Annotated in this window: 22 protein-coding genes; 6 read left to right on the top strand and 16 right to left on the bottom strand. The window is 56.9% G+C overall.

All coding sequences use genetic code 11. From position 1 onward, the window contains the following. Positions 1–98: 98 nt before the first annotated feature. From ACSSNI_RS12060 to ACSSNI_RS12050, 3 genes are all read right to left on the bottom strand, one after another. Positions 99–1409 (bottom strand): MFS transporter, encoded by a 1311-nt coding sequence (locus ACSSNI_RS12060; protein ID WP_102834564.1) that lies wholly within the window; start codon positions 1407–1409, stop codon positions 99–101. A gap of 766 nt (positions 1410–2175) precedes the next feature. After that, complete coding sequence (locus ACSSNI_RS12055; protein ID WP_148924933.1) at positions 2176–2583, bottom strand: PA2817 family protein; 408 nt, start codon at positions 2581–2583, stop codon at positions 2176–2178. 283 nt (positions 2584–2866) lie between these two features. Beyond that, entirely contained in the window at positions 2867–5314 is a 2448-nt protein-coding gene (locus ACSSNI_RS12050; RefSeq protein WP_200638066.1) for an acyl-CoA dehydrogenase, read from the bottom strand. Between the two features lie 260 nt (positions 5315–5574). Between ACSSNI_RS12050 and ACSSNI_RS12045 the strand changes: the two genes are divergently transcribed. The 3 genes from ACSSNI_RS12045 (at position 5575) to queF (ending at position 8251) form a co-directional block, all read left to right on the top strand. Next, the gene (locus ACSSNI_RS12045; RefSeq protein WP_102834561.1) at positions 5575–6507 is read left to right on the top strand and encodes an ABC transporter ATP-binding protein; all 933 of its coding nucleotides are present in this window, start codon (positions 5575–5577) and stop codon (positions 6505–6507) included. Beyond that, positions 6504–7283, top strand: a complete 780-nt coding sequence (locus ACSSNI_RS12040; protein WP_159968515.1) for an ABC transporter permease — start codon at positions 6504–6506, stop codon at positions 7281–7283. Before ACSSNI_RS12045 ends, ACSSNI_RS12040 begins: the two co-directional genes overlap by 4 nt. 137 nt (positions 7284–7420) lie before the next feature. Further along, positions 7421–8251 (top strand): NADPH-dependent 7-cyano-7-deazaguanine reductase QueF, encoded by an 831-nt coding sequence (gene queF, locus ACSSNI_RS12035; RefSeq protein ID WP_200638068.1) that lies wholly within the window; start codon positions 7421–7423, stop codon positions 8249–8251. A 57-nt stretch (positions 8252–8308) separates the two neighbouring features. On the opposite strand, the gene ACSSNI_RS12030 is transcribed toward queF, so the two are convergent. Then, positions 8309–8578 carry a DUF4404 family protein gene (locus tag ACSSNI_RS12030; protein WP_102834558.1) on the bottom strand — a complete coding sequence of 90 codons (270 nt, stop codon included), beginning with the start codon at positions 8576–8578 and terminating at the stop codon, positions 8309–8311. Positions 8579–8799: 221 nt separating this feature from the next. Between ACSSNI_RS12030 and ACSSNI_RS12025 the strand changes: the two genes are divergently transcribed. After that, positions 8800–9501: an MlaA family lipoprotein gene (locus ACSSNI_RS12025; protein ID WP_200638070.1), complete on the top strand. Its 702-nt coding sequence runs from the start codon at positions 8800–8802 to the stop codon at positions 9499–9501. 94 nt (positions 9502–9595) lie between these two features. On the opposite strand, the gene ACSSNI_RS12020 is transcribed toward ACSSNI_RS12025, so the two are convergent. Further along, positions 9596–9895, bottom strand: a complete 300-nt coding sequence (locus tag ACSSNI_RS12020) for a PilZ domain-containing protein (protein WP_200638071.1) — start codon at positions 9893–9895, stop codon at positions 9596–9598. Positions 9896–10099: 204 nt separating this feature from the next. On the opposite strand from ACSSNI_RS12020, the gene rssB reads away from it, so the two are divergent. Next, positions 10100–11284: a two-component system response regulator RssB gene (gene rssB / locus ACSSNI_RS12015; protein WP_200638072.1), complete on the top strand. Its 1185-nt coding sequence runs from the start codon at positions 10100–10102 to the stop codon at positions 11282–11284. Next, positions 11281–11763, top strand: coding sequence for an anti-sigma factor antagonist RssC (rssC, locus tag ACSSNI_RS12010; RefSeq protein ID WP_102834554.1), 483 nt, complete (start codon positions 11281–11283; stop codon positions 11761–11763). Before rssB ends, rssC begins: the two co-directional genes overlap by 4 nt. A 1-nt stretch (position 11764) precedes the next feature. Here the strand turns inward: rssC and tal are convergent, their stop codons facing one another. The 11 genes from tal to ACSSNI_RS11955 form a co-directional block, all read right to left on the bottom strand. Beyond that, complete coding sequence (gene tal, locus ACSSNI_RS12005; RefSeq protein ID WP_200638073.1) at positions 11765–12691, bottom strand: transaldolase; 927 nt, start codon at positions 12689–12691, stop codon at positions 11765–11767. A 122-nt stretch (positions 12692–12813) separates the two neighbouring features. Beyond that, on the bottom strand, positions 12814–13818 hold the full coding sequence (gene dusA / locus ACSSNI_RS12000) for a tRNA dihydrouridine(20/20a) synthase DusA (RefSeq protein ID WP_200638074.1): 1005 nt from the start codon (positions 13816–13818) through the stop codon (positions 12814–12816). A 396-nt stretch (positions 13819–14214) separates the two neighbouring features. Continuing rightward, the gene (locus ACSSNI_RS11995; RefSeq protein ID WP_200638075.1) at positions 14215–15303 is read right to left on the bottom strand and encodes a polysaccharide biosynthesis/export family protein; all 1089 of its coding nucleotides are present in this window, start codon (positions 15301–15303) and stop codon (positions 14215–14217) included. A 546-nt stretch (positions 15304–15849) separates the two neighbouring features. Continuing rightward, positions 15850–16770 (bottom strand): GDP-mannose 4,6-dehydratase, encoded by a 921-nt coding sequence (locus tag ACSSNI_RS11990; protein WP_200638076.1) that lies wholly within the window; start codon positions 16768–16770, stop codon positions 15850–15852. Between the two features lie 281 nt (positions 16771–17051). Beyond that, positions 17052–18083 (bottom strand): GDP-mannose 4,6-dehydratase, encoded by a 1032-nt coding sequence (gene gmd / locus ACSSNI_RS11985; RefSeq protein WP_102834550.1) that lies wholly within the window; start codon positions 18081–18083, stop codon positions 17052–17054. Between the two features lie 160 nt (positions 18084–18243). Continuing rightward, positions 18244–19005, bottom strand: coding sequence for a WecB/TagA/CpsF family glycosyltransferase (locus tag ACSSNI_RS11980; protein ID WP_102834549.1), 762 nt, complete (start codon positions 19003–19005; stop codon positions 18244–18246). Beyond that, positions 18995–19879: a glycosyltransferase family 2 protein gene (locus tag ACSSNI_RS11975; protein ID WP_200638203.1), complete on the bottom strand. Its 885-nt coding sequence runs from the start codon at positions 19877–19879 to the stop codon at positions 18995–18997. Before ACSSNI_RS11975 ends, ACSSNI_RS11980 begins: the two co-directional genes overlap by 11 nt. Next, a complete protein-coding gene (locus ACSSNI_RS11970; protein ID WP_148924946.1) occupies positions 19839–21095 on the bottom strand; it encodes a hypothetical protein in 1257 nt (418 codons plus the stop codon). Before ACSSNI_RS11970 ends, ACSSNI_RS11975 begins: the two co-directional genes overlap by 41 nt. Before the next feature lie 354 nt (positions 21096–21449). After that, entirely contained in the window at positions 21450–22508 is a 1059-nt protein-coding gene (locus ACSSNI_RS11965) for a glycoside hydrolase family 5 protein (RefSeq protein ID WP_200638205.1), read from the bottom strand. A gap of 169 nt (positions 22509–22677) precedes the next feature. Beyond that, positions 22678–24888, bottom strand: a complete 2211-nt coding sequence (locus tag ACSSNI_RS11960) for a polysaccharide biosynthesis tyrosine autokinase (RefSeq protein ID WP_200638078.1) — start codon at positions 24886–24888, stop codon at positions 22678–22680. 14 nt (positions 24889–24902) lie between these two features. After that, a complete protein-coding gene (locus ACSSNI_RS11955) occupies positions 24903–25340 on the bottom strand; it encodes a low molecular weight protein-tyrosine-phosphatase (RefSeq protein ID WP_102834544.1) in 438 nt (145 codons plus the stop codon). Positions 25341–25498 lie beyond the last annotated feature (158 nt).

The raw sequence follows: 25498 nt of genomic DNA, 5'->3' as shown, positions 1-25498 counted from the left end.
TGCGGACAGGATGCGGCTGGGCCGGTTTGACCGGGCCCTGTGTCAGGTCAGATCCGAAGGGCCACGATCCCTCGCGCAAGCGGACCCACGTCAGTTGCTTAAGAATGCGTGCCGGTGCGCGGTTCGGCGACCTCTTCTTCGTCGAGTGGCTGCTGGCCTTGGTCGAGAATGTCCGCCTCGGCGACCTCGCCCTCCGGCGTATCCGGCATCAGCTCGAGCACGGTATGGCTGGTGCGTAGCATCGGCGTGAAGTGGCCGTGCGGCTCGGTCACCAGATCGAACACGCGGCGCGCGCGGAAGTAGGAATACAGCGCCAGAAACGCCAGGGTGACGGCGAAGAAGACAGGCAGCGCTTTGGGCCCGAAAAAGCTCATCAGGCCGCCTGCTATAACCGGGCCGAAGGCCGCGCCGAAGCCGTTCGCCAGCAACAGGCCGCTGGAACCGGACAGAATCTCGTCGGGGTGCAACTGGTCGACCATCTGCGCGACAGCGATCGAATAAATGGAGAAGGCCAAGCCACCCCAGAGAAACATCATTCCCAGCAGCAGCGGACCGGAGGTCAAGGGAGTGATCAAACCGCCGATCACCGCGGCAATTGCCACAACCCAGAGTAAGACCAGGCGGCGGTCATGCTTGTCGGAGAACAGCCCGATAGGCCACTGCAGAACGGCGCCTCCGAGAATGGTGATACTCATAAGCAGGCCGACGCCTGAGGCGTCGAAACCGGTTTGCGAGGCATAGACTGGCGCGAGGCCCCAGAAGCCCCCGAGGGTCAGGCCGGAAATTCCCGCAGCCATCAAGGGCAATGGGGCGATTCGCGCCAGCTGCAAGAGATCTGTAGCCGGCATGTCGGGCTGCGCGGGCTGTGCCTGACGCGTCAAGGTAATCGGCATCAGGGCTGCGCAGATGAGGATCGCGGCAAGCGCAAACAACGTGAAATTCATCGGGCTGTCGAGGCTTAGCAACTGCTGAGCCGCAGCCAGCGAGCCGAGGTTGACGGCCATGTACAGGGCGAACACCTGGCCGCGCTTTTCGCCGCTGACCTGCGCATTGAGCCAGCTTTCGATCACCATATACAGCGTGACGAGGGCGACGCCGTACATCACCCGCAGCACCAACCACACCCATGGATTGACGATCAGCACGTGCAGCAGCACGGCGACCGAGGCGAGTGCGGCGTAGAAAGCGAAGGTGCGGATGTGGCCAATGCGCCGGATCAGCGAAGGCGCCAACCAGGTGCCGACGAGAAAGCCGGCGAAATAGCCGGACATCAGCAGGCCGATCAGCCCGGTGGAATAGCCTTCTTCAATGCCGCGCAGCGTCAGCAGCGTGTTCAGCAATCCGTGGCCGAGCAGGAGAAATGCAACTCCACCCAGCAGCGAGCTGATGGGGGCTAATAACGACGTCATAGCAAAACAACCTTGAGCAATTTATCCGTGAAGGCAGGCTGCCAAGAGTGGGCGGCGTGCCGTTATATCCATAAGTGACTGAATCACTTGAGTATCTGATTGTCGACGCATTGCGTATGCAGCTTGGGCAGCATTTTCGGCCGAGGATTCAAAACGAAGCGGATTTTCCCCGAAGAGCTTATTCCCTCCGCGACGTTCAGCTCTGAGCTGGAGCAATAGTGTTGACAGCTCTCCGTTCAGGCCAGCCAGAGAGTCCCGTCGAGCTACAAGCTTGGCTCAAGGAATCAGTTTTGTCCTGACACCCGCGACGCTATCTGTTCAGGGCCATGTCGAGCATCCATCTAATCGGCCAGACATCTAGGGCCGGATTTCCAAGAGCTGCCAATTTCAGCGGCGGGGTGAGGCTGATGCCGTGTAGCCACATCGGACAGATTCTAGCCGTGGCGCTGACTTAAGCTGGCGGATGGTAAAACGGTCGCGGCTGTTGACTGCTGCACGTGTCGGAACAAAGCCGGTGAGCGCTTCGCTTGTGGGCTAAACCCGTCGGTCGATGCAAAGAGCAACGTCCGCATTGTGCAATACGCTGGGTACAGCACTGACTCAGGCTAAACGGGGTGTTATCCGCTAGAAGGCGGGCAGGGCTCAGGTCGGCTGAGTAGTGTTTAAAGTGCTGCGCGAAGCCATTCCAGCTTTAGCACCGGTCAACCGAAACCAAAGATATCCGCCTCGTCGTAGACGCTGTTTTCTGTATAGGTTGGGCGGCGACTTAGTGGCGCGGGCTCTCTTCAGGCATGCTCATCAGCTGCCTTTCCATATTCCAATCAAACGGCTCGTCGTTCTGCTCTGCTTCATAGCGACGTTCTTCCAGCTGCTGGAAAATTTCGATCTCTTCGTCCGGCATGAAGTGCAGGCAATCACCGCCGAAGTACCAGAGCAGGTCGCGCGGAACCAGATGTGCAATCTGCGGGTAGCGGTGAAAGACCTGGCAGATCATGTCCTGACCCATATGGCGCTCTTCTGGCACGTCCTGCAGGTTCATGATCAGCTCGTCGAACCGCTCGAGAAACAGCGCATGGCTTTCTTCCGAAACCTGTTCGGTTTCACCCATGGCAAGCAGGATGCCGCGCAGATGGGCCAGAAGCGCCAGGTTGTGATCGTGATAAGGGTTGGCCATGGTTCACCTGAATCGATTGGGCGCGCGATTATAAAGGCGCGCGGATTAATTGGGGCGTGTCTAGTTGACTCGGGTCGCGGTGCTGGGTTCGGTACGGACGTCGGATAGCTGCGCAAAGGCCCTTGGTGCCAAGGTGAGCGTTGGCTTGCTCGTGTACGCAAACATCGCCTGAGTCGGTGCTGGCCGATGACGGCACGCGACGCCGAGAGGAGCGACTCGCCAAGCATCGCGCGTGAGCGCGGCGCTTGGCAGAGCCTACAAGTGGACTGGGTAGCAGGCAGGGCTAGCGAGTCTTGCCTTCGGGTAGCTCAAGAGGCTCCTTGGCGAAATCATCTACGCTGATGACTTTGCGGCGGGCCGCTTCCGCAGCGGTCAGCTGCTCTGCCTCGGCGGGATCGAGTACGCCTGCTGCGAGTGCGGCGCTGATCGGGTCCTCTCCGGCGGCAGGTTGGATATCACCGGCCTTGAGCGCTTTGTGCAGCTTCTTTTGCAGCGGTTGCGATGCCGCCAGGGTGTCGAACGCGTCTCGCAATGCACCCAAGGCTTCCTCGCGCCCTTGTGGCCGGTAGACGCCCTCGAGAATCTGCTCCAAGGCCGGGTCTCCTTCCGGGCGACCGAGAATTGCGGCGACTTCGGCATCAAGCGCATCAGACGGCCCCTTGTGGCGGGCACCAAACGGAAATACCAGAACCTTCAGCACGCCGCCAAGCAGGCGGTTGGGGAAATTCGCCAGCGTATCGGCCAGGGCTTGCTCAGCCTTGCTGAGGCAGTCTTCCATCGCCCAGCGCAGCAGCGGTGCTTGCTCGACTGGGTGGCCCAGGTCGTGATAATGCTTGAGCGCAGCGGATGCCAGATACAGATGGCTGAGCACATCGCCCAGCCTCGCGGAGAGGCGCTCACGACGCTTGAGTTCGCCGCCGAGCAACATCATGGACAGGTCGGCAAGCATGGCGAACGCGGCGGCGATCCGATCCAGCGCGCGGAAGTAGGGGCGGGTCAGGTCGTTGCCTGGCGCCTTGCCGAACAGGCCGAACGTCAGCCCGAGCACCAGGGTGCTGGCGGTGTTGCTGACGGCGAAACCGATGTGCTGCATCAGCAACCCGTCGAACTTCTTGATTGCAGCGTCGCGGTCTGGCTCATGAACCAGCTCCATCTCGCGCAGTACGAACGGATGGCAGCGGATCGCGCCTTGGCCAAAGATCATCAGGTTCCGCGAGAGGATATTCGCCCCTTCGACCGTAATCGAAATGGGTGCAGACAACCACATGCGGCCGAGATAGTTGCTGGGGCCCATGATGATGCCTTTGCCGCCATGGATATCCATGGCGTCGGTGATGCACTCGCGGCCGCGCTCGGTCAGGTGATATTTGAGAATCGCCGACAGCACTGAAGGTTTTTCTCCAAGGTCGACTGCGTTGGCCGTCAGGATTCGTGCACTGTCCATCAACCAGGCATTGCCGCCGATGCGCGCAAGCGGTTCCTGAATACCTCCAAAGGCCGCCAGCGGCACGTTGAACTGCTCGCGGATTTGCGCATAGCGGCCGCTGACATAGCTGCAGGTCTTGGCCGCGCTGGCGCCTGTCGCTGGCAATGAAATCGAACGCCCGACTGACAGGCAGTTCATCAGCATCATCCAGCCTTTGCCGATCATGTCACGTCCGCCGATGATGGCTTCGAGCGGCACGAACACATCCTTGCCCCAGTTCGGGCCATTCATGAACGCAGCGCCAAGGGGCAGGTGACGGCGACCGATCTCGACACCAGCAGTATCGGTCGGAATCAGCGCGAGGCTAATGCCCAACTCTTCCTCATCGCCCAATAGATGCTCAGGGTCGTACGTCTTGAAGGCGACACCGAGCAGCGTGGCGACTGGGCCGAGAGTGATGTAGCGCTTCTCCCAGTTCAGGCGCAGGCCAAGTACTTCTTCGCCTTCCCATTCACCGCGGCAGATGACACCGCTGTCATTCATCGCGCCAGCGTCGGAGCCCGCATAGGGACCGGTCAGGGCAAAGCAGGGAATGTCGGTGCCATTGGCCAAGCGCGGCAGGTAGTGATTGCGCTGTTCATCGGTGCCGTAATGCATCAACAGCTCAGCCGGGCCGAGGGAGTTGGGCACCATGACGGTCGTCGCAAGGTCGCCACTGCGGGTGGCCAGTTTCATCACGATCTGCGAGTGGGCGTAGGCCGAGAAGCCCTTGCCACCGTATTCCTTTGGGATGATCAAGGCGAAGAATCCTTCGGCCTTGATGTAATCCCACGCTTCTTGTGGAAGGTCCATGCGCTGGCCAACTTCCCAGTCGTTGACCATGGCGCATAAGGTTTCTGTCGGGCCATCGACGAAAGCTTGTTCTTCCTCGGTCAGGACGGCCTTTGGATAGCCGAGCAGGACGTCCCAGTCAGGTTTGCCGCTGAACAACTGTCCATCCCACCAGACTGTCCCGGCGTCGATCGCATCGCGTTCGGTGTCGGAGATAGGGGGCAGGACTTTTTTGAACCAGTCGAACATCGGGCCGCTGAAGTACTTGATACGCAGGTCGGTGACCAGCAAGGGCACCGCGATCGCAATCAGCATGAGCCAGAGGATGACCATCAACCAGGTCGGCGTCTCGTCGGCCGCGCCCATGAGGACCAGATACGCTGCAACAATGGCCAACGCCGGAACGGGGGAAACCCGTAAATGGGCAATCACGGCAATGCCGGTGAGTAATACGAGCAGCCAGAGCAGGGTCATATGGTTTTCCTTGTTGAGCGAATGGCGTCCAAATTGAGCATAGGCGTTTGTAGCAAGCGGGGTGAAGAGACAGGACGACGCGTTTGGTATCAGATAATGACCGAGCCTTCACAAGCGAGTTCGAAGTGACTGCTTCGGGTCATCATGTTTATTTACGCTGGTGTGACCTGGTGGTTCTCCGCGGTTTGCATTTCGACGTTGCAATTGACGCAGCGCGCCCTTATGTACTTTGAATCTCTCTGTGTTGTGTGCGTTCTTATATGACTACTGCTCTGTCCATTCGGCAGTTGACCAAGGTTTACGGAAACGGCTTCGAGGCCCTCAAGGGCATTGACCTGGACGTTGCCGAAGGCGATTTCTTTGCGTTGCTGGGTCCCAACGGTGCCGGCAAATCCACCACCATCGGTATCCTTTCCACGCTGGTGAACAAGACCGGCGGCACGGTCAACGTGTTCGGTCACGACCTTGATCGCGATCCTTCAGGCCTCAAACGCTGCCTGGGTGTTGTACCCCAAGAGTTCAACTTCAACCAGTTCGAGAAGGCCTTCGACATCCTTGTCACCCAGGCCGGCTACTACGGTATTCCGGCAAAAGTCGCCAAGGAACGCGCCGAGCAGTACCTCAACCAGTTAGGGCTGTGGGACAAGCGTGACGTGTCCTCGCGCATGCTGTCAGGCGGCATGAAGCGGCGTCTGATGATTGCTCGAGCGCTGATCCACCGACCGCGCTTGCTGATTCTCGACGAGCCCACCGCGGGGGTGGACATCGAACTGCGCCGTTCGATGTGGTCGTTCCTGACCGAGCTCAACCGTGAGGGCATCACCATCATCCTCACGACACACTACCTGGAAGAGGCCGAGCAGCTGTGCCGCAACATCGGCATCATCGACCACGGCCAGATCGTCAAGAACACCAGCATGCGCGAGTTGCTCAAGCAACTGCATGTCGAGACTTTCCTGCTCGACCTGAAAGAGTCGCAGCTGGTCCCGCCAGAGCTTGGCAGCTATCCGGCGCGCCTGGTTGACCATCACACCCTCGAGGTGCAAGTGGACAAGAGCCAGGGCGTGACCGACCTGTTTCGTATGCTGTCGGCCCAGGGCATCGAGGTGCTGAGCTTGCGCAACAAGACCAACCGGCTGGAAGAGCTTTTCGTTTCGATGGTGGAAAACAACCTGCCCAAGGTGGCCAAATGAACGCAGAATTCCGGCCCAATCTGGTCGCGTTGCAGACCATCGTCCACCGCGAAATCCGCCGCTACACGCGCATCTGGCCGCAGACACTGCTGCCACCAGCGATCACCATGGTGCTGTACTTCGTCATCTTCGGAAACCTGATCGGCGCGCGGATTGGCGAGATGGATGGCTTCACTTACATGCAGTACATCGTGCCCGGGTTGATCATGATGTCGGTCATCACTAACTCCTACAGCAACGTGGTTTCCAGCTTCTTCAGCAGCAAGTTTCAGCGATCGATTGAAGAGCTGCTGGTTTCGCCAGTATCGCCTCATGTGATCCTGATTGGCTTCGCTCTGGGCGGCATTACCCGCGGGCTGGCGGTAGCGTTGATCGTGACGCTGCTGTCGATGTTCTTCACCGATCTGCAGGTCCATCATCTAGGCGTGACGCTTCTGGTGATTACATTGACGTCGACGATCTTTGCCTTCGGCGGCTTCATCAACGCGGTGTACGCCCGCAACTTCGACGATATTTCAATCATTCCGACCTTCGTGCTGACCCCGCTGACCTACCTGGGCGGCGTGTTCTATTCGATCAACCTGCTGTCGCCGTTCTGGCAGACACTGTCGCTGGCGAACCCCATTCTGCACATGGTCAATGCGTTCCGTTACGGCATTCTGGGGGTTTCGGACATCCGTATAAGCATTGCGATCAGCTTCATGGCCGTGGCGGCAGTCCTCATGTACCTGTTGTGCATTCATTTGCTCAAAAGTGGCCGAGGCATGCGCCAGTAGTCATCGCGCCAGGCACTTCCATTGGCGAGGTTGCTGCGCTTGATCTGACGGGCAGCCAATGGCCCGATGAGCAGGCGCGGTGATAAACCACACGGGAACCGCTACACTTGCGGTCATTTTTCGTACAGGTTCCCGCTATGCAGCACCCCGCCGAACTGTCGCCGCTGGGCAAATCCAGCGCCTATGTCGCGACCTACAGCCCCGAGCAGCTCTTTCCCATCCCGCGTGCGCCCAAATGGGCCGAGCTTGGGCTGACGGCCGAGTCTTTGCCCTATGGCGGCGTCGACATTTGGAATTGCTATGAACTGTCCTGGCTGTTGCCATCCGGCAAGCCGGTGGTGGCCATTGGTGAGTTCAGCATTCCCGCCGACTCGCCAAATATCATCGAATCCAAGTCTTTCAAGCTTTATCTCAACTCGCTGAACCAATCGGTCTTCGAGAGTCGGGCAGCGCTTGTGCAGGTGATGACGCGGGACTTGTCAGCCGCAGCGGGTAAGTCCGTCGGAGTTCGCTTGCGCACGTTGGATGAAGTTGCTGAGGATGGGATCGCGCCGCTAGACGGGCACTGTATCGATGATCTGGATATCGAGATTCGGCAATACGATTCGCCGCGGCCAGAACTACTGAGCAGCGACCCTGAGCGCCAGGTCGATGAGCGTATCTATAGCCATCTGCTGAAATCCAACTGCCCTGTCACCGGCCAACCGGACTGGGGCACGGTAGTAATTGAGTATCGCGGCGCTGCGTTGGACCACGGCAGCCTGCTTGCCTATCTGGTGAGTTTTCGCCAGCACGCTGACTTTCATGAACAGTGCGTCGAGCGTATCTTTCTCGACTTGCAGCGCGTGCTGATGCCAGAGCGACTCAGCGTGCATGCTCGCTACGTACGTCGCGGCGGGCTGGATATCAATCCCTACCGCAGTACCCAGCCTGTATCGCCGGGCAATAGCCGGCTGGTTCGGCAATAACCGTTGCGATAGGAGAGCGTGAACGCGTTCACGCTCTGATAGACCGAGCGGTTTCGCTCAGATGCCCATGTTTGCCAGGGTCTGCATGATGTTGCGCAGCGTCATTGCCGTGTTCGGATGGCTGACCTCGAAACGCTCGACAGCCAGATTGACGCCGTCGACCAGCGAGTCGTTCTGATGGTCGACTCCGTCTTCGTTGGCGAGTCGCAGTTCGATGTCATGGGCAATCACCTGCAGCGACGCGCGCTCCTCTTCAGTAAGCGGTGTGTCCTGGGCCAGTTGACTACGCAGCTCTGCTAGCTGCGACTGCAGATCATGTTCCGGCATGTTGCTACCCTCTTGGTTTGTCGTACGGCAAAGTCGCCAGCGCTTGATGTGAGCAGGGTAAACCAGCGTGCTGGGCTTGTCCTTGCTTTTGAGTCTCAATGAGTCTGCAAAGATCCGTAGGGGTTCCGTGTGTCTGCCCGCTGCCGGAACTGGCCGTTATCGCTTTATACTGCTGCGCTTTGTTGGGCAATTGTCCCCATTCGAAATAGGAGAATGCCGCGATGCAAGTCATCGGCAAGGATTGGGTTGGTTACTTCAGAATAGCGCTGGTGACGGCGCTGGCCGTGTTTGGCGCATCATCGCTCCAGGCCGCTGAGCAAGACCCCTGGGAAGGCGTGAATCGCGCGATCTTCACCTTCAACGATAAAGTCGATACCTATACGCTCAAGCCGCTTGCGCAGGGCTATCAGAAGATCACGCCAAATTTTGTCGAAGACGGCATCGGCAATGTATTCAGCAATCTTGGCGATGTTGTGGTGCTGACCAATGACTTGCTTCAGGGCAAGGTTCGGGACGCGGGCATCGACACCAGCCGTATCCTGTTCAACAGCACCTTCGGCGTGCTGGGTTTCTTCGACGTCGCAACCCGTATGGGCTTGCAGAAGAACGATGAAGACTTTGGGCAGACGCTTGGCGCGTGGGGCCTGGGCAGTGGCCCTTATGTCGTGTTGCCGCTGCTGGGGCCGAGCACTGTGCGCGATGCGGCTGGACGCGTGCCGGACTCTTTCCTGCAGCCGTATCCGTATATCGAGCATGTGCCGACACGCAACGTGACCCGTGCCGTCAATGTGGTGGACATGCGTGCCGGTCTGCTCTCGGCGGAAAAAATGATTACAGGCGACAGGTACATCTTCGTGCGCAACGCCTACCTGCAGAATCGTGAATTCCGCACTCAGGATGGTCAGGTCGAAGACGATTTCTGATAGGTCTGCTGCGGACCGCATTGGCCAACGCCGATGCGGTCCGCCTGTTTCTAACAGCCTTGCTGTTCCTAAGTGGTTTTTACCTAAGCAACAGTCATTTCATTGAAAGGATCGCTAGCCCAAGGCTCTGTCGTCCGTCTTCGTGCTTACCGACCCGCACCACTTCTGTTTCGGCATCCAGTCCCTTCAGTTCGCTGTGTTCCGAAGGAATGTGCACCTGGACCTTGTCACCCATCTGCAAACTCGTCGCTGCGACCACCTGCATCCCTGTGCTGGAAAGATCCAGGCAGGTTGCCTCGTAGCAATGTTCACCCTGTGTCAGGGTTATGGCTGTCTCGATATTCATTCGAATGAAGTCGCGTTTTTCACTGTAGTCCCGATCTCGCTGGGTCATTGTTTCGTCCTCTGAGTTCTTGTTTCGCCAGTTCTTATAACGCCCGTCAATTCGGCCTGTAAAGGACAGGCGGAGCGACCGCGCCTGGCTTGAAACGCCGATCGTATGGGAGTACCGTCTGCGCCTTGAAACGATCCCATGCCCGGCGCTCGCGCAGGGCCGATGCTTTCGCCAATCATCCTGGCGATACCGCCTGGTAGGAACATGCATAACCCAAGCGCGACGCTGCTGATCATAGATGACGACGATGTGGTGCGAGCCAGCCTGGCTGCCTATCTGGATGACAGTGGTTTCAAGGTGTTGCAGGCGCCTAACGGACCGCGAGGGGTGGAGCTGTTCGACGCGGAACACCCTGATCTAGTGATTTGCGACCTGCGTATGCCGCAGATGGATGGCCTGGAGCTCATCCGACTGATCAGTGAGCGTCAGGCTGACCTGCCGGTAATCGTAGTGTCAGGTGCCGGTGTGATGAGTGATGCGGTCGAAGCTCTGCGGTTGGGCGCCGCCGACTACCTGATCAAGCCCCTTGAAGACCTGGCGATGCTTGAGCACTCGGTCCGTCGTGCCCTCGATCGGTCTCGCTTGCGCATGGAAAACCGGCGTTACCGGGAACAGCTGGAGACGGCCAACCGCGACCTGCAGGCGAGCTTGCATCTTCTTCAGGAGGATCAGGATGCTGGTCGACAAGTGCAGATGAATATGCTGCCGGTCACACCCTGCAGCCTCGACGAGTTCCAGTTCGCCCATCAGATAATTCCTTCTCTGTACCTCTCGGGTGATTTTGTCGATTACTTTCGAGTGGATGAGCACCGCATCGGCTTCTACCTGGCGGATGTATCCGGCCACGGGGCCTCTTCAGCGTTCGTCACCGTCCTGCTCAAATTCATGACCACGCGGTTGCTCTACGAGTCTCGACGGGGCAGAGCATTACGCGCTTTTAAGCCGTCCGAGGTGCTCGATCACATCAATCGCGGCTTGATCAACTGCAAGCTCGGCAAGCACGTCACAATGCTAGGCGGGGTTATTGATCAGGAGCGCAACGTGCTGCATTACAGCATCGGCGGCCACCTTCCAATGCCGGTGTTATACGCCAACGGTGCTGCAAGATATCTCGAAGGAAAGGGTTTGCCGGTCGGTTTGTTCGTCGAAGCCACCTACGAGAATTACGAGATCGAACTGCCTGAGTCTTTCAGTCTTACGCTACTTTCCGATGGCATTTTGGACCTTTTGCCCGGCGAGACCCTCAAAGATAAAGAGGCCGGGCTACCCGGATTGATTCGCGAAGCAGGCGGTACGCTGGTGGGGCTACAGCGGGTGTTGGGCCTAGCCGATCTGGAGGATATGCCCGATGACATCGCGTTGTTGGTATTGAGCAGGAACCTTGCATGAGCACGGGTAAGATCCAGTTCGCTGAGCAGAACGGCACGTTCGTGCTCAAGTTCGTCGGTGAGATCCGACTGACGCTTTGCTCGGCGCTGGATGCAACGATCGAGAAGATCTTCTCTTCGCGCAATTTCTCATCGATCGTTATCGATCTCACTGAAAGCCGTAGCATCGACAGCACCACGCTCGGTCTGCTCGCCAAACTTTCGATTCTTTCGCGGCAGAAGGTCGGCATGCTGCCGACATTGGTTACCACCCATGAAGACATCACACGTCTGTTGCAATCTATGGGTTTCGATCAGGTGTTTAATATCGTTGATCAGCCGCTGCCGTCGCCTGAGCAACTGGCCGATTTGCCAAGCCAGGATCAGTCCGAGGAGATCGTAAAGGGCAAGGTGCTGGAGGCTCACCGTATTCTGATGAGCCTCAACGAATCGAACCGCGAGGCGTTTCGCGACCTCGTGACAGCGTTGGAGCGGTCTTGAGCTACAGCTTGGTTGGCAGGAGTGCTTCAAGCTTTTCCTGATCCCGCGCAAACTGGCGAATTCCCTCGGCCAGTTTCTCCGTCGCCATCGGATCTTCGTTCAATCCCCAGCGGAAGCTGCCTTCATCCATGCAGATGCGCGGCTCGGAGGCGCGTCCGGGGGAGAGTTTGCGCTCCAGCGTGCCTTCTTCCTGTGCCAGCTGGCTGAGCAACTCAGGGCTGATCGTCAGGCGATCGCAGCCTGCCAACGCTTCGATCTGACCCGCGTTACGGAAGCTCGCACCCATTACCACGGTCTTGTAACCGTGCGTCTTGTAGTAGTCGTAAATCCGGCTGACCGACTGCACGCCAGGATCTTCGTCGCCCACATAGTCGCGGCCTTCGGATTTTTTATACCAATCGTAGATACGGCCGACGAAAGGCGAGATCAGAAACACCCCGGCCTCGGCACATGCCACCGCCTGGGTGAAAGAGAACAGCAGTGTCAGGTTGGTCTGGATGCCTGATTTTTCCAGCTGCTCAGCCGCACGGATGCCCTCCCAGGTAGAGGCCAGCTTGATCAATACGCGGTCACGGGATACGCCGGCCTGCTCGTATAGGCCGATCAGGCGCTCGCCCCGCTGGATCATGGCTTGTGTATCGAATGAAAGCCGCGCATCGACCTCCGTAGAGATCCGCCCCGGGATCAATTTCAGCACCTCCTGCCCAACCGCGACCGCGAACAGGTCGCAGCCGAGGCCAATATCACCGCCACAGCGGGACATAGCGTCCTTGAGGTGCTCTGCATAACGCGGCAGTGCAGCAGCTTTGAGCAGAAGCGAAGGATTGGTGGTGGCATCAACCGGTTGAAGACGGGCGATGGCGTCGAGATCGCCGGTGTCGGCAACCACGGTGGTGAATTGTTTGAGTTGTTCCAGCTTTGACGTCATAAGGGCGCTCTATCCTTTGGTAGTCATGACTCGATTTCCGTGGCCATCTCGCCATCTGTATCCGATGGTCCGGGTGTTGCAGCTGTTGGATTGAAAATGCGGCCGCGTGTTCCCTCCTAGTATCAGTGCCCCTCGAGCAATCCGGTCGCTTGCTCAAGCAACGCCAGTGGTTCTCTGGTTTTATGGATGTCGACCGATAACAGCTGGCGAAACCTTCTGGCGCCTGGAAAACCCTGGCCAAGCCCCAGCACGTGACGGGTAACGTGATGCATCGAGCCACCGCTATCAAGATGATTCTGAATATAAGGGCGCATGCGCCTCAATGCCTCGGCTCGGGTAATGACCGGTTCTTCGCTGCCAAACAATCTGCTATCAACCTGCGCGAGCAAGTAAGGGTTGTGGTAGGCCTCGCGCCCTAGCATCACACCATCGAAATGCTCCAGGTGGGCTTCGCATTGATCCAACGTTTTGATGCCGCCGTTGAGGATAACCTCAAGATCTGGAAAGTCGCGCTTCAATTGTTGCGCAACATCGTAGCGAAGGGGTGGAACCTCTCGGTTCTCCTTTGGTGAAAGCCCCTCCAGAATGGCGATCCGCGCATGGACGGTGAAACTGCGGCAGCCTGCCGCTTGGACCTGCCCCACGAAATCACAAAGTTCGGCATAGCTGTCGCGCCCATTGATGCCGATGCGGTGCTTGACGGTCACTTCAATCCCCACAGCATCACGCATCGCTTTCACGCAATCGGCCACCAGTGCTGGATGGCCCATCAGGCATGCGCCGATCAGGTTGTTCTGCACGCGGTCGCTGGGGCATCCCACATTGAGATTCACCTCATCGTAACCAGCCGCTTCGGCCATCTTTGCGCAGACGGCGAGGTCACTTGGCACACTGCCGCCAAGTTGCAACGCCAAGGGATGCTCGGCCTCATCATGACGCAGGAAACGGTTGGCATCGCCATTGATCAGTGCGCCCGTAGTGACCATCTCGGTGTAGAGCAGGGCATGCCGTGAAAGCAGACGCAGAAAATACCGACAGTGCCGGTCGGTCCAGTCCATCATCGGCGCGACGGAAAACCGGCGCGACAGTTGCGGAGACGTAGTGACAGGGTTGTAGCTGGCGTTCATGCGGCTTTCCGGCGGAGCGTTTAGGGCGCGCTACGATTGCTTCGACACTTTTATGCCCGTTGGCTGTGGCGATATAGCGACTGTCTGAGCGAGTTGAAGGCGACTGGGGCGGTTGCTTAACCGATCGCCTCGGAAAATGGCCGGCAAGTTTATCAGGAGAGCAGGGTCCTGGTGCGTGAGACCGCCGTGCGGCGCCGCACGGCTGCGTGCAAGGGGCAGCCATAACGGCAAGGTTCCGCGCGCTGATTGGGGTCGGATGTATAGCCGCTTGAATGGTCTAGTGATTAAGCGTACCTAGGCGCCCCGAAGAGTTCGGCAGCACAATAAAAAACCGCAGTCGCTCCAAAGCTGACTGCGGTTTTGATCAGGCCGATCTCGACCTGATGACTGCGGTTGTTACCGGTTGAACGCAGCTCCGGTGCCAATGACGCTAGCCGAAGGCAGCAGCTGGCTGATGAAGCGGTTCCAGCGAGTGATACCTGCTGGTCCGACGAACACCACATCCTGCGGTTGCAGAGGGAAGTGTTGAGCCAGGGCAAATGCCGCAGGAGACTCAGCATTCAGCTGAAACACGGTGGCTTTTTCGGTGGCGATGTTTTCTGCGCCACGAATCACGTAGACCGCTTCGCCGTCGGCAGTGTCTTGGCGAATACCGCCTGCGGTGCCGATAGCATCCATCAAGTTGAGGCTGGTGGCCTTGAAGGTCATGGCTTGCGGGTTTACCACTTCGCCCAGAACGTAGATCTTCTTCTGGTCGTTATACGGCAGATGGAGTTGGTCGCCGTCTTTCAGATAAACCTCATGGAGCCAGGAGTCCGGACGGTTCAGGTCGTCGAGATCAAGCATGTATTCGCGGCCGTCACGCTTGAGCATCAGACCGGACAGGTCCGCCGTATCGGTATCGACACCGGCTTGACCAATAGCCTGCATGATGGTCATCGGAGCGGTAGTCACCTCGACCTCGCCAGCAGTATTGAATGCACCGGAGAGCACAATGCGCTGACTACCGAAGCGCAGCAGACTGACGTCTACCTGAGGGCTGTCGATGTAATTGGCCAGCCTTTTGGAAATGTCGGAGCGAAGCTGCTCGATCGTTTTGCCCGCTGCTTCGATATTCCCGATGTAAGGGTAGAACAGGGTGCCGTCGGGGCGAACCAGACGACCATTGGCGTCCAGCTGTTGTTGTGGGCCCGACGGAGCGGTCAGCTCGGGATGGTCCCAGACGGTGATATAGAGGAGGTCATTGGCGCCGATGCGATAAGCCTCTGGCTTGAAGCTCAGCAGCTCTTGCTTGCTGGACGTGCCCTGGTCGGAGGAGAGTTCGCCCTTGAGCATTTCAGGGGTGATGCGCATCAGCTGGACAGTGCCGTCTTCCGTTTCTGCGCCGTCCTTGAACTGATCGGGATCCAGATGCTGACCGGGCGAGAAGACGCATCCCTGTAGCACCAGCACGGAAGAGAAAGCGAGAGCAAATAATGGTTTCATGGTTTCTTCATCCTTGACGGAATAGTTGTTTTTACGAAGTGAAACAGCGCAATTCACCTTTAGCTGAAGGAGCGAGCGAACACTGACTTGTCTATCGACAGTCGCCGAAGTGTTTCGGCGGTGCTACAGACGCATTCAATCTCTGCTGTTCCGGGTGTCGCTACTGCAAGCTCTGAGGGATATACCTCCAGACCTCTGTGAGGCCAGTTCGGATTGAGCCACCGGGCAGGTACCGCTCAATCGTTGTTTGGCGTCCTTCCTTAATAGAAAAACGACGCCGTGTTGCTCACAGTAGCCATAGACCGCTTCGTTTCTCTGCGGTTCACGGCCACGTGCATAAATGAATTGGTAATGCAGAGCTTGCCGGCACGAGGCGAAAGGGAGATCAAAAGCAAGCGAACGCTGAGGTAACCAGCAGCCGTGGCCGGTTAAATGCGGCTGTCAACTTGCTATCAGGCTGACTTGACACCGCGCACGTGAGCCAGCGAAAGCGGCCGTGCGATCACTGAGATCGACGGCCACATTCCTGACGGCAAAGTGGTTGGATCAGGTATTTGTCGCGGAGGAATGCTCGATCATCCAGCGCAGCGTGTCCTTCAATTCGATACGGGACATGTCGCCAATCAGCGAATCCAGTTTGGCTCGGCTACCGAACAGGTTCTTTACGTCTGCGCTGCGCACGAACGCTGGATTGACCCTGACCTCCATGCGGTGGCCGGAAATGGCAGCTGCCTGCTCGAGAACGTACTCGAGTGTATAGGCAGATCCGGAGCAGATATTGACTGTCTGGCCGACCGCGGCGGGTGTTTCAAGCAAGCGTCGATAAGCATGGACAACCTGACGTACATCGCAGAAATCACGGGCAATATCCAGATTACCTAACTCGATTACCGCGGCCCGACGGCGCGTATGTGACACGATTTTCGGGATGAGAAATTGCTCCGCTTGACCAACGCCCGTGTAGTTGAACGGGCGACTGACTATCAGCGGCAAACGATCCTGGTACAGCCGGGCAAGGAACTCCATGGCTGCTTTGCTAACAGCATAGTCATTGGCCGGAGCAAAGGGCGCGGATTCATCCAGTACACCTTCGGTTGCGTTTCCGTAGACGTTTGCACTGCTGGCTAGCAACACGCCTTCAAGCTCGATTGCTGCGGTACGTAACGCTTCCAGCAGGTGGCGAGTGCCGAGCAGGTTGGCTGTGTAAATGGCATCGGCATCGCTGTGTGCGACGAAAGAGACCGCGGCCAGGTGCACGACGTAGGTTGGGCGAATTTCGATCAAAAGCGCGCGTAGCAGCTCAGCATTGTTCAACGAGCAGCAATGGACGGCTGAGACCGCCGCGGGCAGTTCGCCGACGGGTTGGCGGTAGCTGAGGCCATGAACCTCGTAGCCACAGGCCGCGAGTTCCTCTGCCATATAGCGCCCGGTAAAACCGGTAGCGCCGGTAATCAGCACTTTACGCATGATCTTCCCGATAGGATGAATTTCCAGTTTCAAAAGCCGATGCAGGGCCCAGGTATAGGCGAGGGGCATGGCGTTGCGGTTACTGTCGACGTCAGTTGGCGATCAGTGCCGTAACGCCAGCGCTGTCTCGGTGTACCAGTTGCGTCTGTCTCGACTGCTGAAACGACCAACAGACCGCACCGAAATCAAAGCGCCGGCTGACTTTCGACAAGGCTACCCTCTGGGGTGCTCGGATATCAGCAGGCGCCTGAACCAGAACGGCCGTTGCCAGTCGATTGCCCTTAGAATGAAAAGCCCTGCTGATTACGGCGCATGTCGGCGTCCACCATCATGCGGCACAGTTGCTCAAGCGTAGTTTTAGGTTCCCAGCCCAACACGTCCTTGGCTTTTTGAGGGTCGCCGATCAGCAGGTCGACCTCCGCTGGGCGGTAGAACTTAGGATTTACCCGCACAACGACCTTGCCGGTTGCGGCGTCGGTGGCTTGTTCCTGTTCGCCGGAGCCCTCCCACTGGAGCTCGACATCAACCGCCTTGAACGCCAAAGTCACAAAGTCGCGCACGGTTTCGGTGCGGTTGGTCGCCAGCACAAAAACGCCAGGCTCGTCCGCCTGCAGCATGCGCCACATCCCTTCCACATATTCCTTGGCAAAGCCCCAATCACGTTTGGCGTCAATGTTGCCCAGCTCCAGCACGTCGAGCTTGCCCAGTTTAATCTTGGCCACAGAATCGGTGATTTTCCGCGTCACAAACTCACGCCCGCGCAGCGGTGACTCGTGATTGAACAGAATGCCGCTGCAGCCGAATATGCCGTATGACTCGCGGTAATTGATCGTCATCCAGTGCGCATAAAGCTTGGCCACGCCATAGGGGCTGCGGGGGTAAAAGGGTGTGGTTTCGGACTGCGGAATGGCCTGTACCTGACCGAACATTTCTGAAGTCGAGGCTTGGTAGAAGCGAATCTTCGGGTTGACGATACGAATGGCTTCCAGCAGGTTCACGGCGCCTGCACCGGTGATGTCAAGGGTAGTCAGCGGTTGCTCGAAAGAAACACCCACGAAGCTCTGTGCGGCGAGGTTGTAAACCTCAGTCGCGCCGGTGCTTTCAAGCAATCGAATGCTGGAAGACAGGTCCGTCAGGTCGTACTCAACAAGATTTAGATTGGGATGCTTGTCGATGCCCAACTCTTCGATCCGCCAGAAATTGACCGAACTGGTGCGACGGAACGTGCCATAGACGGTATAGCCTTTTTCCAAAAGGAGCTCTGCAAGGTAGGCGCCGTCTTGTCCTGTGATACCCGTGATAATCGCTTTCATGTTCTTCCCTGTTCGAGGATAGGTTTTCTGATGTGCTCTTGCTTCGCTCCTGCCTGGCACGAGGCACTGCAAGGCAGCGAAGTTAATCGGTCAGCTTCACTGACCGCCGATCACCGCGTACCGGTGCTCGGTATGTCCGAAGGGTGGCCTCAATCGTCGATCAAGACTCCTGTTTTGCTGGGCTGCCTTTCTGCCTGGAGTTCTTTTCCCTCAGGAAGGCCGGCACGATATACACCGCGTCCGCCCAGTAGCGTTTGGCTAGCCTGCGGGGCTCCATGCACATGCGATGCAGCCATTCAAGTTTGAATTCGCGCATCCACTTCGGGGCTCGCTTGATGGTTCCCGTTGCAAACGAAATGGAGGCGCCGATGCTGAAGCCCATACCCGTGCGCTCGTAGGGCTGGGTGGCTGCAGCCAGGACTTCACCGCGTGGGGTACCCACGGCGTAAAGAACCAACTCCGATGGATTTTCGCGAACGAACTGCAAGCAACGCTGCACTTCTTCCGGTTTTTTAATGAAGCCCATCGGCGGGTTGTAGTGATAAAGAGAAATGCCTGGATAGAGCGCTCTGAGTTTATCGGCTTCGGATGTCGCTGAACCAATCAGGACAATGCGCAGCCGATCCCGGTCCGCCCATTTGAGCAGGTCGAGTGTCAAATCGCTGCCGGGAATAGCTTCATCCAGATGTATGCCCAAACGGCTCAACAGCGAAAGCAGGATGCGGCTGTCACATACTCTCCAGCGTGCTTTGAAATAAGCGTCACGCAGCTGTTCGTCATGTTCCAACTGAACCAGATGGTCGACATTCGGCGTAACCACAAACGAATAGGGTTGCTTGACGCCCTCGCGTATGCAGGTCAATAAAGTCTTCTTATTGCCGGAATAGAAGTCTATTCCGAACGCATTAGTATCACTCGACACTCATTGCTACTCCCTTGAAGGCGCCCTTGATACCTGACCAGGCGAGGGTGGGATTTTTGTATTCCTTGACAGTTGTAACGGCCGAAAGCAGAAACGCGGAAACGATCGCGAATGCCGGGCCGTAGAAGCGCTTGTTGAAACGGGTGGCTGCACGGTTGCGATAGTAGTGATAGAACGCTGATCGACTACCCAGGCTGAGTGAACCGTAGTGATACAGGCGGCTTTCAGGGATCACTCTCGTTGAAACACCAAAGCTCCTGGCACGGTACTGCCAATCAACCTCTTCGAAATACATGAAGTAATCTTCATCCATCAAACCGATTTCTTCAGTCAATGCGGCCGAAAAGGCTAGGCTGCAGCCCATGATGTAGTCTGGAGCGTGCTGAGGTTGCTGCTTTTGAGACGCTTCGATGCTCTGATCTTTCCCGAGCAATCGGGCTTTGCCTAGGATCGGATAGAGCTTTCCGCCGCCATAGCACTCAAGCCGACCCGTGTCAGCGCTCAATACGAGCGAGCCGACAAACTGACGGTCGTTACGCTGCAATGCCTCCAGTAGCGGTGAGAAGGCATCACTGTCTACATAGGTGTCGTTATTGATGACCCAGAAATACTCCGGCTGCAGATGCTCCATTGCCCAGCGCAACCCGTAGTTGTTGCCGCCCGCATAACCGCTGTTGTCTGGGTTACACAGCAGGGTCACGTTCGTATGGGCTTTGTCATCCAGCCAGTTCTGAAGGGCGATGGCGGAGCCGTCCTGCGAATCATTGTCGATGATGACGATATGGCCAATCGTTGCGCAATGTTCGAGCAGGCTTTCGGCGCAGCTGATCGTTTCAGTAGCAGCTTTGTAGTTGAGAATAAGTGCGACGTTCATGTACTCGTTCCTTGCTGCGAAGATGGCGTGCCCGTAGAGCATGTAATACGAAAAGCATGCAAATAACTGGTTGGGTATATTCGAATAGACCGTTAAGTGGCCATATCACGAAGAAGGCCAGCATCACTGCATAGGTGAACTCCATTTCGGAATTTATACTGCGTGCAATACGGTGGTAGACGAACAGGGTCAGAGGCACTAGCAGGAACGTTAGAAAACCGAAGCGAAACAGTGTGCCAATGATGCCGATGTCTGACAGGAAGAAGTGTTCGCCGAAGTAGGGGATGAAACCGTCCTGCCACATCAGCGAAAGGGACCCGCTAGGCAACCAATTAACTAGGTTCAAGTGACTGAACACGGATGCGATCGTGTGGGGCCTCACACCATCCTCCACGTCACCGTCCAAACTGCTCTCGTAGAACTCCACGTTCAGACCGAGAATTTCAAGTAACTCTGGATAAAAGAACAGCGGGGACAACAGAACGCAAAGCGAGGCAGCCCAAATGATCGCTTTGGCCCGCAACGAGAAAAGCGTGAATGCTAGGCACAGTACAATTAGCTGACGGGTTTGCGTGGCGAAGACCAAGGTCAGCAACAGCACGGCTGCAAGAATGAGATACAGCTTTCGCTGTCGCTGCTCACCATTGATGGGCGATTTGCCTTTTGCCCACACCTGAATGCAATAGAAATAGGCGAAACAGATCAAAAAGGGCCCGATGGATGAGCGGTCCGGACGATCCCATGACGTTTGCTCCTCGCGCAGATCCGGAACCAGCCCGAACTTGAAACACCAGGACAGGACCACTGCAATCAGTGCGGCGTAAATGAATGCATGCTCGAATTGGCGCGTACTGATGTGCTTGGCAAGCAATAGCAGCGGGACGAAGCCGAAAGTAAAAAGAATCCGGCGTTCTTCGATCAGGCCGTATGTGATGGGTTGGCCAAAGGTGTAAAACGAAAAGATTGCGGGTAGTACGGTGAATACGAAAACGCTGTAGAAAGCGTAATACATCAGAATGCGGAACTCTCTCGATGACTCTTCAGTGCTGGCAAGAATCAACAGTAGCGACAATCCCAAGCAGACGGCCAAATAGGCTTCGTTCAGAAACTTGAAGCCGATCGGGTTGTGCGTACTGTCACCAAACACCGAAAAGTGCAAGACGATCGCAAGCACGGTCAACGGCAAAAAGAAAAATTTTGAGCTGATGTTTGTCATCACCTGAGTCCTTAGGTGCATTTCCATTCCAGATTTACTACGTCGCAACAAACTCAAGCTTTAGCATTTCCACATCGATGCCTTCGGTGCGTCGTCACTCTACGTCTGGCTGATAGCTTAAGCGCCTCGGTCAATTCGCCGCCGGCAGTCAGCCAGTAACATCTGGATTCGATAGCCGCAGGAGTGTTTGAGTTCCCCTCGCATTAAGCCGCTCGATGTAAGGTCGAATTTGGACAAGCGGCTGCCGGCAGGGTTGCGTCGATCTTTCAGATTTCATCGAAATCTTTCTGAACGGCTTCACACTGTTTGCCGCGGGCCATGCCGCCATCCACAGTCAGGGCGACAACGCGTCTGTCAAGGCTGCTGCTTAGGGCCGTATTCCGTGCAGCTATTGGAAATGTGTTTTTGCAAAACCTCCATTTGAGGTCTGTCTTTGCCATCGATGGGCTCGACAGCCAACACGTATTTCCCCCAGCCCGGGCCGCCCGCCCAGTACGCGCTAGGCATGCAGTTTTCGTTGAGGTAGCCAAGCAAATTGTCCATGGCAATCAGCATCGATTCGGAATGCCCAGGTACACCGTACTCGCCGAGGAAACCCTTGAGCTTGTTTTCCTTCAGCCACTCGACGAACGGCCGAACGCGTTCCACCCCCAGCATTGGGTCGACCACTTCGTCCTTGGCATAACGCCCGGAAAAATCCTTGTCGAGGTACAGGTGTCCCTCGTAAATGATCTTGTCTGCCGGATCGTTGATCAGAAAGTCCTCGTTGACGTAGCGCCAGTGAAAGGTGCTGGCCCAGCGGTCGCCTTCGACGAATATCAAGGTGTCCATGTCTACCTGGCGGATGGCATCGACTGCTGCCTGGGCAGCCCCAGGCCAAAGACCATCTGTGGAATGGGGCTCGTTCATGATGTCGTAGCCCAGCAACGCGGGGTGGTCTCTGAACTCTTGCGCAAGCTTGCGCCAGACAGTTGCGTAGGCCTCGTAGGGCACCTGTGGCGAACCGATCAGCTTGCCCTTGTACCGCCCATAGTTGTGCATATCCAGAATGACTTTCTGGTTATGTTTGGCCGCGAAGTCCAGCGTCCGCTTTAGCAACCGCATCTGATCAAAGTTGACGCCTTTGTAAAGGTCATGTTGCAGGCGTTCCCATATGAAGGGAAACCGAATCAGGCGGATGTTCTTGCTTGCGTAGTATTCGAAGTACTTTTCTTCCGGATAGAAATAATTGGTGCCGACTTTTCCGGGTGTGATGTGAGGAGCGAAGTTCGCGCCTGACATGTTAATGCCAACCAAGTCGATGCCTGTGTGATCGTCGGGCTGCGCTTGTGCGACCGATATGCACCCGGCAATAGACAAGCCGGCTATTAACCTTGCAGTGCGGAATAAAAGAGAAAGGGGGCGACGTTCCATAATGACCTTTATCTCCAAAGGGCCGCTACCAACTCGACGGCTTTGTAGTGCTCAGTCGATTGCATAATGCGAACCGTTCTCCTTGTGCAAGGCGAACGGTTCGGTTAGTAGCAATGGGGGCAGCGGCGGCAGAGCCTGATAGCTTGCAGGACTCCAAAAGCCAGAAGGGTTACTTGCTCTGGTACTCGTACTGGTAGTAACCGTACTCGCTATAAGTTGATGCCTTGCGCACTACGGCGTTGAATATAACGCCTTTGACCAGGAGACCGTTCTGCTCAAGACGGCGCTTGGCGAACTCGATTTCTTTCACTCCGTTCAGCCCGTAGCGCGTCACCATCAGGGTGGTGCCTGCCTGGCTGCCGACCAGTGCAGCGTCGGTTACGGCCAGAATCGGTGGCGTATCGAAAATGACCAGGTCGTACATGCTGCTGATCTCTTTAACGAAGCGCGAGAAGTTCTCATGCATCAGCAGTTCCGATGGGTTAGGCGGCAGCTGGCCGTGAGTAATCACATGCAGATTGTTCAACTGGGTTTTCTGAATGGCATCGAACAGTGTGATTCGGCCGGACAAAATGTCGGACAGGCCTTTTTCACCCTGGCACCGCATGACTTTGTGCAGATAACCCTTGCGCATGTCGGCGTCGATCAGCAGCACCTTCTTGCCAGACTGCGCGATGACGGCGGCAAGGTTGCTGGTCACGAAGGACTTGCCCACTGCTGGGCTTGGTCCAGTGATCATGAGGATGTTGTTTTTTGCTTCGATCATCGCGAAGTGCAAGCTCGTACGCAGGCTGCGCATCGCTTCGGTCGCCAGGTCGGCTGGATCATTGATCGAAAGCAGATACGAAGCGCTGCTCTTGTCCCGCTTGAAATTGGCCAGGCGTTTTTCCAGCAGTCCTTGTTTCTCGCTGAACGGAATCGCTGCGTACACCGGGATGCCTACACGCTCGATCTCTTCAGGATTTTCGACGCCACGCTTCAGAGCTTCACGAACATAGACGAAGGCGACAGCAAGAATGCCGCCAAGCAGCGTAGCGACGATGACGATCAACGGCTTGTTGGGTTTGATCGGCTCGTCGATGTCTGCCGCAGCGTGGTCGACGATGCGAACGTTGCCCACGGTCCCGGCACGGATGATATCCAGCTCTTGCGTCTTGTTAAGAAGCATCGAGTAGGTCTCGGAGGACACCTCGACATCGCGGTTGAGGCGCAACAATTCCTGCTGTGTAGAGGGCAGGGTGCCTATCTGCTTCTCCAGTTCGGCCTTTTGCGCTTGCAGTTGATTGATCTGGTTCATCAGCGCCTGGAAATTAGGATGCTGACGGGTGAAGCGGCTCTCCATCTCGGTGCGCTTTAGATTCTGCTCGGAAATCTGGTTTTCCAGATCCACAATGCGGTCGAGTACCGACTGGGTTTCGGCAGAGATGTCCACCGAGCGGTTGCCGGTTTGGAATTCGTTCAGCGCTGTTTGTGCGGCATCGAGCTTCTTGCGGACCTCAGGTACCTGCTCGCTCAGGAATTCAAGGCTCTGGGTCGCTTCGGCCGCATTGCGCGCAATATTCTGATCGACGTAGCGCTGGGCTACCGCCTCCAGCACCTTGACCGCTTTTTCCGGATCGGTCCCTTCCAGTGTCACGTTGAGGATGCCCGACTGCTTGCCGCGCTCACCAGCGTTCAAGCGGTTCTGATAGTCCTCGGTAGTGGCGTAGGTGCGGTTCTTGACCACGGTAAAAGTGGTGCCCGGCCGTGCATTAAGCTCCGCCACGGTGATGCCGTAATCCGGGGTCTCGATGGGCTCGCCGACGACGCCTTGAACGACCACCTCGCCGTCGGTGTCGCGCAGGATGAATCCGTTGTTTTCGGCCGCTTCCAGTGTCAGTTCTTCGCCATGCATCTTGTCTGGCACGATCAGCTGGGTGACGCGCAGCGATTCGCCGCCCCAGGCATAGGACTCGAAGCCTTCCGGATACCAGCCCAGCTCACCTTCCTCGGTTGGCTCGAATCTACGGAAGATATAACCGCCGAACACCGGGAAGTGGTGAGGCTCGATGATGATATCGAGGTTCAGATCTTCGACTGCGCTACCCACGACCGAGCGTGATTTGAGCAGGGCGATCTCTGTTTGCGCCGGCGAAACGGCGGGAGCGGTGCCGACCACGTCGGTGAGGCTCGGCAGGCCGCCCTTAGCCTGGATCTGGATCATTGCACTGGCCAGATATACCGGTGTCGAGAGCAGCGCATAGGCAACCCCCAGCGCGGCGAAAAACCCCGTTATGGTAAGAATCAGCGCTCGGTTGTTTAGAAACGTGTCAAAGAGGTGGGCCAGGTCAATGTCCTTGTCCTCTTTTGTTTCATAAATGGGTCGGGGCATGGTGGTCATTGAAGTTCCTTCTTCTATTTCAGGTAAGGAAGCCAGCTTTCGACGGACTGGGTCAGAAGGCTGTGAACATGTTCGAATGCGGGCTTGGACTGGCGGTAGGGATCAGGGATTTCCGTATCGTCCAGCCATTTACCCAGCAGAAAGGTTTTGCCGTGTACTTCGGGTGCGATCTGACGAATGTGTTGGATGTGGCTCTGCTCCATCACAAGGATCAGGTCTGCGCGGTGTAGCATTTCGCTATCGACCTGACGCGCACGGTGAGCCGTGTGTTCCACTCCATGGTCGTTAAGCACCTCATGTGCCGTCTTGTCCATCGGGTTGCCTACTAAGGCACCTATGCCTGCCGAGCTGATCGTCAGGCCTTTGCCCTCGAGTTTGTGGGCTAGCAATGCTTCGGCTGCGGGGCTTCTGCAGATGTTGCCCACACAGACAATCAATATGTTCTGGAACATTTGCTCAGCCTCGTAGCCCTGGTTTAGTGGGCGAACAGGTCTGCCTGTTGCAGAACGCAAATCTGATGTTGGCTCGCTTCATTAGTTCAATCTTCCTGCTGCGCTCGCGCATGTAATGTGGCGTGTTGCCAGTTTGGAGCTGGTCAATGCGTGTGGCA

The sequence above is a fragment of the Stutzerimonas tianxiuensis genome (assembly GCF_053470365.1).
This window is presented reverse-complemented; position numbering and strand designations above follow the sequence as displayed.